The following is an 11,665-nucleotide window of genomic DNA, read 5'->3' on the forward strand; positions in this document are numbered from 1 at the left end:
GCACCCCTTGTACGGCAACTGCTTGGTTACGCGCAAAAAACCAGCCCAAAACCAGAGAAGCCGAAAATGCTCGTCCGTATTACGGTTGGGCTTTCTTGCTATTTTCAGGCAACTGGCTTAGATACGACTTCTACTTTCCCGGCGGTTTCGTAAGCTCTGCTGTGCTCGCTCTTCCTCTCTCCTACCAACCACTGCTTTCCCTGCCTCTATGCTTTTTTATACTGTGATGAAGCCCCTCGTGCAGGTGGCCCTGCGCGTGTTTTTCCGGCAGCTGGAGGTGCGCCACCCTGAGCGGCTGCAAATGCGCGGCCCCCTGCTCATCACCAGTAACCACCCCAATACGCTCATGGACCCGCTGGTGGCGGCCATCAACCGGCGGCAGCCGGTGGCGTTTCTGGCCAAGAGCACCTTCTTCAAGAACCCCATCCTGCGGGCCATTATGGAGTCGGGCAACTCCATCCCCATTTATCGGCGCCAGGACCTGGATACCGGGGCCGAAACCCTCACGCCAGCCCAACTGGAAGCCCAGAACGAAAAGGCCTTTGGGCGCTGCTACGACTACTTCGACAAAGGCGGCACCATTATGATTTTCCCGGAGGGCACTAGCGTGTCGGAGCGGCGGCTGCGGCCCCTCAAGACCGGCGCGGCCCGCATTGCGCTGGGGGCGGAGGCCCGCCACAACTTTGGGCTAGGCCTGCACATACTGCCCATGGGCATCAACTACTTTGACCCGCAGCGCTTCCGCTCCGATGTGTACGTGGAGCTGGCCGAGCCCATTCGGGTGGCCGATTACGCCGAGCAGTACCGCCAAGACCCCGAAGCTGCCGCCGATGTGCTGACCAATGAAATCAGGCGGCGGATGGAGGCCAGCCTTATCATTACGCGCACTGATGAGGAGGATGAGCTGGTAACGCAGGTAGAGCGCACCTTTGGGCAGCACCTCATCCAAGACGACGAAGAAACCCTCTCCGATAACTTTCAGCTTAGCCGCACTCTGCTGAAAGCCGTGCGTTTTTTTGAAGGCCACGACCCCGTCCGGCTGGCGGAGGTGCGGGAGCAGCTACACAGCTACCTCGAGAAGCTCCGGCGGCATCGCCTCACCGATGACGCCCTGGAAACCCGACCGGCAGCGGGCAGCCGGGCCAGCCGGATACTTTCGGCCGGGATACGGCTGGTGCTGGGCGCGCCGCTGTTTGTGTATGGGGTCATCAACAACTATATACCCTACAAAATACCAGCCCTGATAGCCAAGCGGGCCACGAAGGATGCAGAGTTTGTAGCCCCTATCATGCTCGTGACGGGCATGCTCACGTTTACCCTAGCCTACGTAGCACAAACTGCGCTGGTGTACCACCTCACGCAGGACTGGCGCTGGACGCTGCTGTATTTCCTGAGCCTACCCGTGTCGGGGTTTTACGCGCTCAGCTACGAGGGCAACCTGGCTAGCCGCCTGCGCCGTTTGCGCGCCTTGCGCCTGTTCCGGGAGCAGCGCCCCCTCATGGAGAGCCTGCTTAAGCAGCGCCAGGAGCTCCTGACTATTCTGCGTGAGGCCCGGGAGGTTTACCTCAATACGCCGGCGGCTCCTTCTAGCGGCCGCCCGAGCGCCTAGCGCTACCAGCTGCCTTTCACCCCTGCCCCCAGCGTAAGAATATCAGTAAGGCGCAGGGTGTGGTTGGTAAGGGCACTTACCAGGTACAAGTCGTTGGTGCCTAGCTCAGCGTAGAGGGTTTGGCGCGGAGTATGGCGGGTGCCGGGGTGGCCTACCCGCGTCAGGCGAGGCCCCACAAACGCCCCCACCCGCACCGCCGACGACCACCAGTAGTAGCCCGGCCGGTAGCGGCCGGCGCTGTTGTTGGTCAGGAAGTACTGCTGCCCGGTGGTGTAGCTCAGCCACCCGCCCGCGGCCACGGGGCTCACCTCCCAGGAGGAGTGGCCCAGCCGGGGCGAGAACGGAATGTAGCTGGCCTTGAGCGTGAGCACCGCCGCAGCCCGGCCCGCCACTTTGGCCGGCAGATACCCCACCAGTACCTCGGGCTCTAGGCGCTGGTGAGCCAGCCGGTAACCGCCGCCTACCGCTACCAGCCCGGTGCCTCCCGCAAAGTGCAGCGCCACAAAAAAGGGCCCTGCTGAGGGCTGAGCATCTTGCTGGGCCACTACGGGCTGCAGGGCCCAGCCGTAGGCCAGTAGCCCCAGCAGTAACCTACGCATCTGGCCCATACGTCACGGTTTCTAGCCGGAACTGCCGCTGCCCCCACAACGAGATGATGTGGTAGCGGTGCTTAGCCAGGCTATAGGTAGTCAGGTACGTTACCCCGTCATGGAAGGGCTTGCCGGCGCTAAAGCGGTGCACATGGCCACTCAGGTGAAATACCAGCCGCGGGCAGCCCCGTAACGCCGCGGTGTAGCTGGGTACCAGGGCGGGGTCGAAGTCTTCGTCGGTGGGTGGCACGTGGCTGATGACTACCGTGTGCCGGCTGCCGGTTGTGTCTTGCAGCTGCTGTTGCAGCCAGGGCACATCGGGCACCCTGGCCCCGAAACTGTACTCACGGCCGTTGGTATCGAGGCAGATGAATTTTGTACCGCCGTAGCGGAAAGTGTAATTCAGGGGGCCGTACGCGGTTTGGTAAATGGCGCGGCCATTCCCCACCAGGTCGTGGTTGCCCACCACCGTTAGGTAGGGTACTTGCAACTGTTGCAGGCGCTCATGCACCCACCTGAACTCCCGCGCCAGTCCAAAGTCGGAAATGTCGCCGGCCACAAACACGAAGTCAATGTTACGCTGCCGGTTTACACTGGCCACAAACTGCTCGGTCTCGTCGTAAAACCGTTGGGTATCACCCACAAACACAAAGCGCACGGTATCACTTTTCCCCTTAGGGTGCGCTTGCAGCCGCTGTAGGGCCTGGTTGGTGAGAGCCCGCTCGGTGGCGGGCATGTGCGTTTGGTTGGGGCTGTATTCCACCAGCGAGCATCCCACTAGGCCAGTGAGAGCCAACGTACATCCGCAGGAATACCAGCTGTTCATTAAGTTGTGATCTTACCAGAGAGCCACCGTAGCTCCCCACCGGCTTACTCAGCCGTATGAGCCCTACGCTAAAAGTCGGCCTTTAGGCCTAGGCTCAGCGTCAGAATATCTCCCACCGACAGGGCTTTACGGTTCTGGACATAGCTAAGGATGTAGAGGTCGTTGCTGCCCAGCTCGTAGTAAAAGGAAATATTACGGGTTTGCCCCTCGCGCGTGCGGCGCTGGTAGGCCAAGCGGCTGCCCAATACGGGCCCTACGCGGGTATCGGTAGAAAACCAGTAGTAGCCTTTAGCATACTGGCCCTTCTCTTCATCATTAATGGTGCCGTGGGTGTAGCTTATGTAGCCACCAATAGTGAGCGGGCGCACTTGCCACCGCTCCCCCACGGGCAGCACAAATGGCGAGTACGTGTACTTGGCCGTAGCAATGCTGAGCGAGGAGCCAGCATATTTGGTAGGCACGTAGCCCAGCAGAATATCCAGCTCGTTGCGGTCTTTGCCGAGGCCGTAGCCTACCCCGGCGGCAATCATGCCAATGCCACCACCGGTTTGCAGTACTACGTGGCGCGGCCGGTACCAAGGCTTTTTATCGCCGTTGGCTGGCATGGGGTACTTCTGATGGCGGCCAAGCAGGGACGGTGAGGAAGTTTGGTTGGCGAGTTGCTCTTGCGCAACCGCCACCAGCGGACTGGCCAACAGGACCGCTAATAGTAGATGAGAGGCCATTTAAAAGGAAACTTGTTTGAGGCGGAATTCCTTGTCGCCCCATACCGTCACGATGAGGTATTGGCGTTTCTCGAAGGCATAGGAGTTGACGTAGGTAACGCCATCGTTGAAGGGCTGGCCGATGCTGAAGTCGTGGCGGTGGCCGTTCATTTCGAATACCAGGCGCGGGTCTTCGCGCAGGGCTCCTACGTAAGCCTCTCGCACGGCGGGGTCGAAATCCTCATCCTGGGGGGGCACATGCGAAACAATTACGTGGCGGCGCACGGTATTATCCTGCAGCTGCTGGCGCACCCACGACACATCCGGAATGCGGCCATTAAAGTTGTACTCACGCCCGTTAGTGTCGGTCATGATAAACTTCGTGTCGCCGTAGGTGAAGGAGTAGTTGAGCGGCCCGAATACTTCCTCGTAGGCCTTACGGCCGTTGCCCACCTGGTCGTGGTTACCGATAACGGTGAGGTAGGGGATAGTGAGCTTACGCAGTTGGTCATCGACCCACCACATTTCGCGGGCCATGCCAAAGTCGGAAATGTCGCCGGCGACCAGCATGAACTGCACACCTTTTTGCTGGTTCACGCTCTTTACCAGGTCTTCGGCGTCGTCGTAGAAACGCTGAGAGTCACCGGTGTACACAAAACGCAAGGTATCGCGGGCGGGCAGCGGCTTAGCCAGTAGGGCGGTTAGATTTTTAGTGGTCAGCGCCTGCTTATCATCGGGTGAGCGATGATCGTTGGGGCTAAATTCTATCAGCTCACAGCTGCTCAGGCCTAGGGCGGTAGCGGCTACAGATAGATACGTGAATAGAGAGTTGGGGCGAAAAACTGAAGGCATACTTCTGCACTATAACGGCCGCTGCTTCACACTGCATGAAGCATCAGAACGGAGCTATATACCCGCGGCTGCACCGGTTTGTTCGGGTGCCAAACGGCTTTAGCCCCTGCCCTAGGCCAGTTACAGGTGCCGTCTTACAGTTGAGTTTCCATGCTCATCTGCTTTTCCATGAATAGGAGGCCCAAAATCAAAACCAGAAGCCGGGCTATAAAACTGACCGTTTCCAATAAAAAAAGTTGCCTGTATGGCGCGCTGGCGCGCCATACAGGCAACTACCGGAGCCCTCGAGGGCGGGTACTGGCTTGCCAATGCCGGCGCAAGTGGCCTAGCTCCTCTCTAGTACTGGCCGCAGGGTGGCCCACACGTTATCGGCTAATATGCGCTGGCCGGCGGCGTTTGGGTGCACCCCATCGGGAAGGTTTAGGTGGCGCTGCCCAATAACTCCCTGCAGCAGAAAGGGCACAAAATCAACCTGGTTTTTCTCCGCTAACAGCCGGAACAAGGCCTTAAACTCCTGAGCGTAGTGCCCGTAGCGGCCCCCACCCAGCGTAGCCAGCGGCCCCAGGTCAAAGGGAAACTCCAGGCCCACCAGCACAATGCGGGCGGCGGGGTGCTGGCGCCGCACTTCATCCAGAATAAACTGCAGGTTTTGAGTGGTTTCGCGCACCGGAATACCGCGCAGCCCATCGTTGGCGCCCAGCTCCAGCACAAATACCTCTAGCGCAGTAAAGCGGCCCAGTACCGTAGCAATGCGCTGCCGCCCGCCCGCCGTGGTTTCGCCGCTCACGCCGTAGTTATGCGCTTTATACGGCAGGCCCAAGGCATCAATCTTCTCCTGAATGCGGGCCGGGAATGAGTCGCTGGCCCGGAGTTGGTACCCCGCGGTGAGGCTGTTGCCGAAGAAAAGAATATGCTGCATAGGAGAGAAATGCCACGGCGTTAAGAACTGCAAAACCGCTGGGCTTAGCGGTGGCCGTAGGTAGTAGCATAACGTAAGGCCCGGACCGGGGTTGAGCCCCGTTGAGCTGTGGCCGGTACCGCCAATTCCTCTGGCGGTTACCTCAGCATGCCCAGCAGCAGGCACTTATATCCCGTGGCGCCGGGGCAAAGGCTTAGTAAAATCTACTTTTACAGGGGGCCACGCTTTTCCGGGCGAGGTAGCTTACCTTTGCACCCCGATAAGAATTATTCTTATCTGGCCATTTCTTTTGTTCACCAAATTCTGTTGTAATGCCCGTTACGAAAGCCACTGATGCCGATTTCCGCCAGCTCCTCGATCAGCATGAAAAGGTAGTGGTGAAATACTACGCCGACTGGTGTGGCAACTGCCGGCTGTTCTCGCCAAAGTTCAAGCGCCTCTCCGAGGCTGAGCCCGAGGTTGCTTTTCTGGATGTAAACGCTGAGTCTAGCCCCGAGGCCCGCAAGCTGGCTAACGTTACCAACCTGCCCTACTTTGCCGTGTTCCGCAACGGCGAGTTGCTAGAAACGCTGGCCGCCAGCAAGGAAGAAGCCGTAGTGGAGCTGATTTCGAAACTCCACGCTAACTAAGCTGCCCCTATGAAAATGCCCGTTATCAAGCGCCTGGTAGAAACCCAGACGCTGGAAAACCTGGTAGCCGCCGAGGAAGCGCTGCTGGAAGAGCAGCCCCTGCCGTTTGAGGTAGAAGGCGAAGACGAAGGCGAAAAGCTTACCCATATTTTCGCGGCCATCTTCATTCTCAACCACATGCGCGAGAATGGCTCCCAGTTCAAAGACGCCCTGCGCGAATACACTAAAAAAGTGCGGGTATCTATCAGCTAGGCCACCTCACCCCTGCTGCGTAGTACCGCTCTAACGCCACAGCGCCTGCTTTCCTAGTGGAAGGCAGGCGCTGTGGCGTTAGGCCTAATCGCAGGAACTAGATGCGGGCGAAATGCGCCGCCGCCAGCCGGATGCCTTCGTCGGTGCAAATGCCCCGGATGTAGTACAGGTAGATGCTCCGGAACACCTCGGCCAGGTTGTAGCGGCTGGGCGGAAACACCGCCGTATTCAGAATCAGCTGCATCTGCTCCAGAATAATCTTGGTTACCAGCCCAATGTTGATGTCGCCCCGGAATTGGCGCTGCAGCACGCCTTCGTTCAGCAGACCGTGAATCTGGGGAGTTGAGTACGTGCTTAGGTGCAGCAGCAGCACCTCCCATACCCGCGGGCATTCCTGCTGCAGGGCTACATAGTCGGTTTTAGGGGCTCGCTGCATTTCCGCAATGCCGTGTTTAAGCAGAGCCAGTATGCGCTCAACCGGAGAGCCCAGCGGCGCTAGCAACTGCTGGTGTTCCCGCTTCTGGCGCTCCAGGTCATAGCGCGTGGCCTGCACCAAAAATTCTTCCTTGTTCTGAAAGGCTGCCTGAAAGGCATCAGGCGTGAGCCCTAGGCCAGTAATCAGGTCGTTTTCTGATAACTCAGTTATACCACCGGCGCGGTTAAATAAAACCTGCACCTGCTCAAGCAGGCGGGTCTTGTCAGTTTGATTCATAGGGAGGTTAAGGGAGAGAGCACACTACCGCATTGCTGCTCCCACTAAAGTACGTTTCTTTCAGACCGGGCTCGCAATCTTCCGGCCAATATTTCATACGCATTCGGGGCTACTCAGGTAACTACCTAAACTGATGCATCTTAAACAGGAAGACCATCCTTAGTTAATAGCTCAACCGCGTACTAAAAGAGAAAACGCCACCGCTCCGGAACTACTTTAGCGACCCCAGCTATATACGCTCAAAATGCAGAGCAACTAGGCGCAGGCCCTCTACAGTGCATAGGCCGCGCACATAGGGCGCAAACATACTCCGGTAGATATCGGCCTGGTTTACGTGGTCGGGGGGAAAATAAGCCTCGTTCATAATCAGGTTCATCAGCGCCATCATGATGTGCGTAATCATGCCGGGCTCCAGATCAGCCCGGAACTGACCCTCTTGAATGCCCTCCTGCAGCAGGCGCGTGAGCAACGGAAACGAGTACACGTAGAGGTGTTCCTGAATCAGGCCCCAGCTCTCCGGGTACTGCTCCCGCAGCACCTGATAATCGTAGTGGGGGGAGCTGCGCAGCTCCTGCAGGCTGTGATGCAGCAAGGCCAGCAGGCACTCAACCGGGGTAGCCAGGTTAGCGAAAAGCTCATCGTGCTCCTGGCGCTGGCGCTGCAGGTTTTGCTGGGTAGTGAGACGCAGCAAACCCGCCTTGCTGCCAAAGATCTCCCGGAACGCCGGTACGGTCAGGTCAAGGGCTACGGCCAGCTGCTCTTCGTGCAGAATGCCAACGCCTACCTGGCGTAGCAGCTCATTGGCGCGCTCTATTAATTGGCGGAGTACAGTGTCCTCCATAAGTACTTCGGATAAAAAAAGTAGACCATCCGCTCGCACCAACTGGGTGCTAAACGTCCAGCTGGCCTAGAATAGCATACTCAGCCCGAAAAAAAACAGAAGCTGCAGTAAGTACACAAAAGGGACCAGTGGGTTGCGCTTGCTAATCTCCATACGATTGAAATATACCTGCAGAATGAGGGCTACTGCAAACCAACCCTTGAAATTTTGCAGCGGAATGATGTTGTAGCGCCAGCTCCAGAAGCCGTACTGAATGGCAACGGGCTCAATGCACAAATCCATGCCCACCAGCAGAAGCGCCGCCACCACGGCCTTCAGAAAGCCTGGTAGCCGGAGGTAGTTAGCCAGCACGCCACCCATGTACGTGAGCATAAACCAATTGAGCCCAATGATCAGGGGTACCCCCAGCCATTGCAGGCCTAGCGTGGGGCCATACTCATACTGCCCAAAGATGGCCCCCGTCTGGATGCCGGCCACTTCCACAAAGAAGCCCACCAGCACGGTTACCACGGCAAAACTCCAGAAGGTGGCGTCGCGCCGGGGCTGAAAGGCCACCAGCAGGCCGGCCGTAAGCAGCAGGTTCAGGGGCACAAACTGCAGGTAAAACGACTTGTCTTGTGCAAAGCCCAGCCCCAGAAACCCCGTAACGTGAAAAAGCAGCAGCACCCCCTGGGCCAGCCGCAAGCGGCGCCGTGCCGCATCGGGCACCACAGTAGTTATGGGTTGAGGCTGTTGGGTTGGTTCGGTCATCAGAGGCAAATAAAAATTCTCACGCAAAACTACAAGCGGCGCCCCCAGAACAAGGCTAGCGCCTGGTAGTTCAGCAAAACGTGCTGGCAGCGCCCAGCGTTTCCGTTGTCTGCCAGCTACCGGGTAATCAGGTCGGCCACAATGCGGGCTGAGAGCAGGCAGAGCGGAATGCCGCCGCCGGGGTGCACTGAGCCCCCGCAAAAGTACAGGCCTTCCAGTTGCTGCGAAAAGTTGGGGTGCCGCAGAAAGGCCGCCATTGTGTTGTTGGAGGAGCTTCCGTATAACGCCCCGCCAAACGAGGAGGTTCGGGCCGCAATGCCCGGCGGGTCCCACACGTGCTCGGCCCGTATCAACGGGCCTACGTCGGTGCCCAGGGCCTTGCTCACGCGGGCCAGTACCGCCTGCCGGGTGCGCGCCACCAGTGTAGGCCAGTCCTGCCCCTGGTCATGGGGTACGTTCACCATCACAAACCAGTTCTCATGCCCCTCGGGCGCATCGGTAGGCGTGTGGCCGCTGGTGATGTTCACGTACACTGTAGGGTCAGCGGAAACCGTCTTATCCTGGAAAATAGCGTCGAACTCACGCTTATAATCTTCGGAAAAAAATATGTTGTGCACGCCCAGCTGCGGGAAGCGCCGGCCAACGCCCCAGTAGAATATCAGGGCCGACGACGAGCGGGGTTGCCGCAACGTACGCTCGGGGGCCGGCTGCCCGCGCAACAGGTGGCGGTAGGTGGGCACCACATCCATGTTGCTGATGATCAGCCCAAAATCGTAAACCTCTTGGCTGGTGCGTAGGCCAGTCACGCGGCCCGCAGCAGTTAGTATTTCCTCCACCGGCTCGTTGTAGCGGAACTGCACGCCCAGTTCCTCAGCCAGCTTTACCAGGCTTTCGGCAATGGCGTAGATGCCGCCTTCGGGGTAGAAGGCGCCCAACCCATGCTCCAGGTGCGGAATCATGCTGAGCGTGGCGGGAGCCTGGTAGGGGTCGGAGCCGTTGTAGGTAGCAAACCGGTCGAAGAGCTGCACCAAACGCGGTTCCTGCGGGAATGCGGCCGCGTGGCGCTGGTGCATGGTGCTGGTGAGACCCAGCGTGGGCAAGGCCGCCAGCGCCTTCAGCACATCTGGCGAGAGGTAGGTGCTGGCCTTGTGCAGTGATTTTTGCAGGAAGGTATCGGCGGTGGCGTCGTAGGCCGCTTGGCTACGTTTGAGGAAGGCTCGCACCTCCGCGGCGGGCACGCCCAGCTTCTGCTCTACTTCCTGAGCAAACTTCTCCTCGTCGGCCCAGGCAGTGAGCTGGATACCATCGGGGAAGAAGTACTGGGTAATGGGGTCGAGGCGCTGGTAGCGGAAGTGCTCTTGGGGGTCGCGGCCAGCCAGCCGGAACAGTTCATCTACTAAGTGCGGCAGCGTAAACAACGAGGGGCCCCCGTCAAAGCGGTAGCCGCCCGGCAGCACCAGCTGGTGCATCTTGCCCCCAAAGCTCTCCTGCGCCTCAAATACCGTGACTTTATGCCCCGCCAGCGCCAGCCGTACGGCCGTAGCAATACCGCCAATGCCGGCCCCAATAATAGCGGCGGGCTGTTTGGGGGAGCTGGACTTGCGGAAACGAGCGGCAGGCATAGAACAAGGAATGGGGTGAGAGGCTAGTGGTAAACCGGCCAAGGCGGTAGCAGTTCATTTGTGTGCTACTCTGTGCGCTTGATCCGCTGATAGCGCAGCTTGGTGGGCTGAGCTGGATCAAGGTAGAAAACATAGGAAACGCTCGACACTTCAGATTCAATCATAAATCGCGTTTCTGCTGGACGCTGGGGCAGGCGGAAACGCTCCATCTGCCGAAACGGTATTTCCTGAAGGGCAGTGGGGTTGTGCTTGTCGAGCCAGTACAGGCCGCGCTTCTCATCCAGTAGATAATACGAGTGGAGTTGCCACGCATAGTGCCGGGGCACTTGGTTGAACATCACTCCACCAGTGCCATCGAAGCGAAACTTGTTCAACACCTTCCCTTCCGTGTTGATTACGAAAGAGTTTGGCGCGCTGCGCATTCGCGGGTCTTCCACCCAGTCTGTCTCACCGAAGCCGGCACTTACCGGCATGTCCGCTGCCTCCGCTTCTGTATTCCTCGCTCTCGGTTGATACTCTCCGTACCGATGCACAACGAGCAACGTACTGTCCGTCAGCATAAAGGCAGCTACTATTTGCGCCTTGGGTTTCCGTAGGCTTATCAGGCGGCCGGTGGGCTGCACCAGGCCCTGGCAGGTTAGCACGGTACCATTGGGCAGCATACGGGGCTCACAGTCGGGGCTATCCCAATTAGACTCGTAGCTGTTTACGATACGGCGCACCCGACCATCCAGGCCCAGCACCAGCACGCACTTTTGCCACACGTCGCTATACGGGATTCCAATATCCAGGGTAAAGGCCAAGGTTTGGCTAGGAGTATGACCACCAATGAATTTGGGCCTATTTGGCTCACTCACCGTCACAATATCGCGGCCGGCTACACCGTAGAACTCAGCTTTGCGCAGGCGCCGCTGGAACACCCGTCGCCCCACCGAATCAAGCAGCGTAATGACCTGACCACCCTCATAGCCACGCACGCGCCGGGTTGTAGCGAAGGTGCTGGTGTCCTCGGCAAACGCCCCACCCGTAATGCCCTCCGACTCCGCGGTCAGGGGCTTAGTAGAATCAGTTTCGGCGCGCAGCAGCAAGCGGTAACGCTGCTTGCCCAAATGAAATGTTGTGTCGCGGCCTGAGAAGTAGCCCAAGTGGGTGCGGCTGACATCCGTGGTATCGGGTGGAGTGGGTTGGGCCGGCGGTAGGGCCACCGTCATGGCAGTGTCGGTAGCGCGGATGGGCGCGGCGGTTCGTTCAGCAGCCTGGCGCTGCTCGCAGGCAGTTAAGATCAGACTAGCAGCTCCTAACGTGAGAAAGGGATTACGTCTAATAGGCCTATTAACAACCGGTTCGCTCAGCATCGCA

The 11,665-nt window shown here is 58.7% G+C and carries 13 protein-coding genes; 3 read left to right on the forward strand and 10 right to left on the reverse strand.

The window, feature by feature from the left end:
• Window positions 1-208: 208 nt before the first annotated feature.
• Complete coding sequence (locus tag HMJ29_RS07175) at window positions 209-1,609, forward strand: lysophospholipid acyltransferase family protein (RefSeq protein WP_171590839.1); 1,401 nt, start codon at window positions 209-211, stop codon at window positions 1,607-1,609.
• Between the two features lie 2 nt (window positions 1,610-1,611).
• Here HMJ29_RS07175 and HMJ29_RS07180 read toward each other — a convergent pair whose 3' ends face one another.
• The 5 genes from HMJ29_RS07180 to HMJ29_RS07200 all read right to left on the reverse strand — a co-directional run bounded on the left by HMJ29_RS07180 (window position 1,612) and on the right by HMJ29_RS07200 (window position 5,500).
• Window positions 1,612-2,217 (reverse strand): hypothetical protein, encoded by a 606-nt coding sequence (locus tag HMJ29_RS07180; protein ID WP_171590840.1) that lies wholly within the window; start codon window positions 2,215-2,217, stop codon window positions 1,612-1,614.
• The gene (locus HMJ29_RS07185; RefSeq protein ID WP_244678862.1) at window positions 2,201-3,025 is read right to left on the reverse strand and encodes a metallophosphoesterase family protein; all 825 of its coding nucleotides are present in this window, start codon (window positions 3,023-3,025) and stop codon (window positions 2,201-2,203) included. The genes HMJ29_RS07180 and HMJ29_RS07185 overlap by 17 nt, the downstream gene beginning before the upstream one ends.
• 68 nt (window positions 3,026-3,093) lie before the next feature.
• A complete protein-coding gene (locus HMJ29_RS07190; RefSeq protein ID WP_171590841.1) occupies window positions 3,094-3,750 on the reverse strand; it encodes a hypothetical protein in 657 nt (218 codons plus the stop codon).
• Window positions 3,751-4,581 (reverse strand): metallophosphoesterase family protein, encoded by an 831-nt coding sequence (locus tag HMJ29_RS07195; protein ID WP_171590842.1) that lies wholly within the window; start codon window positions 4,579-4,581, stop codon window positions 3,751-3,753.
• 325 nt (window positions 4,582-4,906) lie between these two features.
• Window positions 4,907-5,500 (reverse strand): arylesterase, encoded by a 594-nt coding sequence (locus tag HMJ29_RS07200; RefSeq protein WP_171590843.1) that lies wholly within the window; start codon window positions 5,498-5,500, stop codon window positions 4,907-4,909.
• A 311-nt stretch (window positions 5,501-5,811) separates the two neighbouring features.
• On the opposite strand from HMJ29_RS07200, the gene HMJ29_RS07205 reads away from it, so the two are divergent.
• The gene (locus HMJ29_RS07205; RefSeq protein ID WP_171590844.1) at window positions 5,812-6,129 is read left to right on the forward strand and encodes a thioredoxin family protein; all 318 of its coding nucleotides are present in this window, start codon (window positions 5,812-5,814) and stop codon (window positions 6,127-6,129) included.
• Between the two features lie 9 nt (window positions 6,130-6,138).
• Window positions 6,139-6,381, forward strand: coding sequence for a DUF6952 family protein (locus HMJ29_RS07210; protein WP_171590845.1), 243 nt, complete (start codon window positions 6,139-6,141; stop codon window positions 6,379-6,381).
• 97 nt (window positions 6,382-6,478) lie between these two features.
• Here HMJ29_RS07210 and HMJ29_RS07215 read toward each other — a convergent pair whose 3' ends face one another.
• The 5 genes from HMJ29_RS07215 to HMJ29_RS07235 all read right to left on the reverse strand — a co-directional run bounded on the left by HMJ29_RS07215 (window position 6,479) and on the right by HMJ29_RS07235 (window position 11,661).
• Entirely contained in the window at window positions 6,479-7,093 is a 615-nt protein-coding gene (locus HMJ29_RS07215; protein WP_171590846.1) for a TetR/AcrR family transcriptional regulator, read from the reverse strand.
• A gap of 229 nt (window positions 7,094-7,322) precedes the next feature.
• Entirely contained in the window at window positions 7,323-7,934 is a 612-nt protein-coding gene (locus tag HMJ29_RS07220) for a TetR/AcrR family transcriptional regulator (RefSeq protein ID WP_171590847.1), read from the reverse strand.
• A 66-nt stretch (window positions 7,935-8,000) separates the two neighbouring features.
• On the reverse strand, window positions 8,001-8,684 hold the full coding sequence (locus tag HMJ29_RS07225) for a carotenoid biosynthesis protein (protein ID WP_171590848.1): 684 nt from the start codon (window positions 8,682-8,684) through the stop codon (window positions 8,001-8,003).
• A 116-nt stretch (window positions 8,685-8,800) separates the two neighbouring features.
• Window positions 8,801-10,306 (reverse strand): 1-hydroxycarotenoid 3,4-desaturase CrtD, encoded by a 1,506-nt coding sequence (crtD, locus tag HMJ29_RS07230; RefSeq protein WP_171590849.1) that lies wholly within the window; start codon window positions 10,304-10,306, stop codon window positions 8,801-8,803.
• Between the two features lie 65 nt (window positions 10,307-10,371).
• Window positions 10,372-11,661, reverse strand: coding sequence for a hypothetical protein (locus tag HMJ29_RS07235; protein WP_171590850.1), 1,290 nt, complete (start codon window positions 11,659-11,661; stop codon window positions 10,372-10,374).
• Between the last annotated feature and the right edge of the window lie 4 nt (window positions 11,662-11,665).

The organism is Hymenobacter taeanensis, assembly GCF_013137895.1.
In the GTDB taxonomy this organism is placed as follows: Bacteria; Bacteroidota; Bacteroidia; order Cytophagales; family Hymenobacteraceae; genus Hymenobacter; species Hymenobacter taeanensis.

What these genes read in the sequence shown, in the direction of transcription:
- HMJ29_RS07175 (WP_171590839.1), top strand. Translation starts at nt 209, where the DNA reads ATGCTTTTTTATACTGTGATGAAGCCCCTCGTGCAGGTGGCCCTGCGC.
- HMJ29_RS07180 (WP_171590840.1), bottom strand. Translation starts at nt 2,217, where the DNA reads ATGGGCCAGATGCGTAGGTTACTGCTGGGGCTACTGGCCTACGGCTGG.
- HMJ29_RS07185 (WP_244678862.1), bottom strand. Translation starts at nt 3,025, where the DNA reads ATGAACAGCTGGTATTCCTGCGGATGTACGTTGGCTCTCACTGGCCTA.
- HMJ29_RS07190 (WP_171590841.1), bottom strand. Translation starts at nt 3,750, where the DNA reads ATGGCCTCTCATCTACTATTAGCGGTCCTGTTGGCCAGTCCGCTGGTG.
- HMJ29_RS07195 (WP_171590842.1), bottom strand. Translation starts at nt 4,581, where the DNA reads ATGCCTTCAGTTTTTCGCCCCAACTCTCTATTCACGTATCTATCTGTA.
- HMJ29_RS07200 (WP_171590843.1), bottom strand. Translation starts at nt 5,500, where the DNA reads ATGCAGCATATTCTTTTCTTCGGCAACAGCCTCACCGCGGGGTACCAA.
- HMJ29_RS07205 (WP_171590844.1), top strand. Translation starts at nt 5,812, where the DNA reads ATGCCCGTTACGAAAGCCACTGATGCCGATTTCCGCCAGCTCCTCGAT.
- HMJ29_RS07210 (WP_171590845.1), top strand. Translation starts at nt 6,139, where the DNA reads ATGAAAATGCCCGTTATCAAGCGCCTGGTAGAAACCCAGACGCTGGAA.
- HMJ29_RS07215 (WP_171590846.1), bottom strand. Translation starts at nt 7,093, where the DNA reads ATGAATCAAACTGACAAGACCCGCCTGCTTGAGCAGGTGCAGGTTTTA.
- HMJ29_RS07220 (WP_171590847.1), bottom strand. Translation starts at nt 7,934, where the DNA reads ATGGAGGACACTGTACTCCGCCAATTAATAGAGCGCGCCAATGAGCTG.
- HMJ29_RS07225 (WP_171590848.1), bottom strand. Translation starts at nt 8,684, where the DNA reads ATGACCGAACCAACCCAACAGCCTCAACCCATAACTACTGTGGTGCCC.
- crtD (WP_171590849.1), bottom strand. Translation starts at nt 10,306, where the DNA reads ATGCCTGCCGCTCGTTTCCGCAAGTCCAGCTCCCCCAAACAGCCCGCC.
- HMJ29_RS07235 (WP_171590850.1), bottom strand. Translation starts at nt 11,661, where the DNA reads ATGCTGAGCGAACCGGTTGTTAATAGGCCTATTAGACGTAATCCCTTT.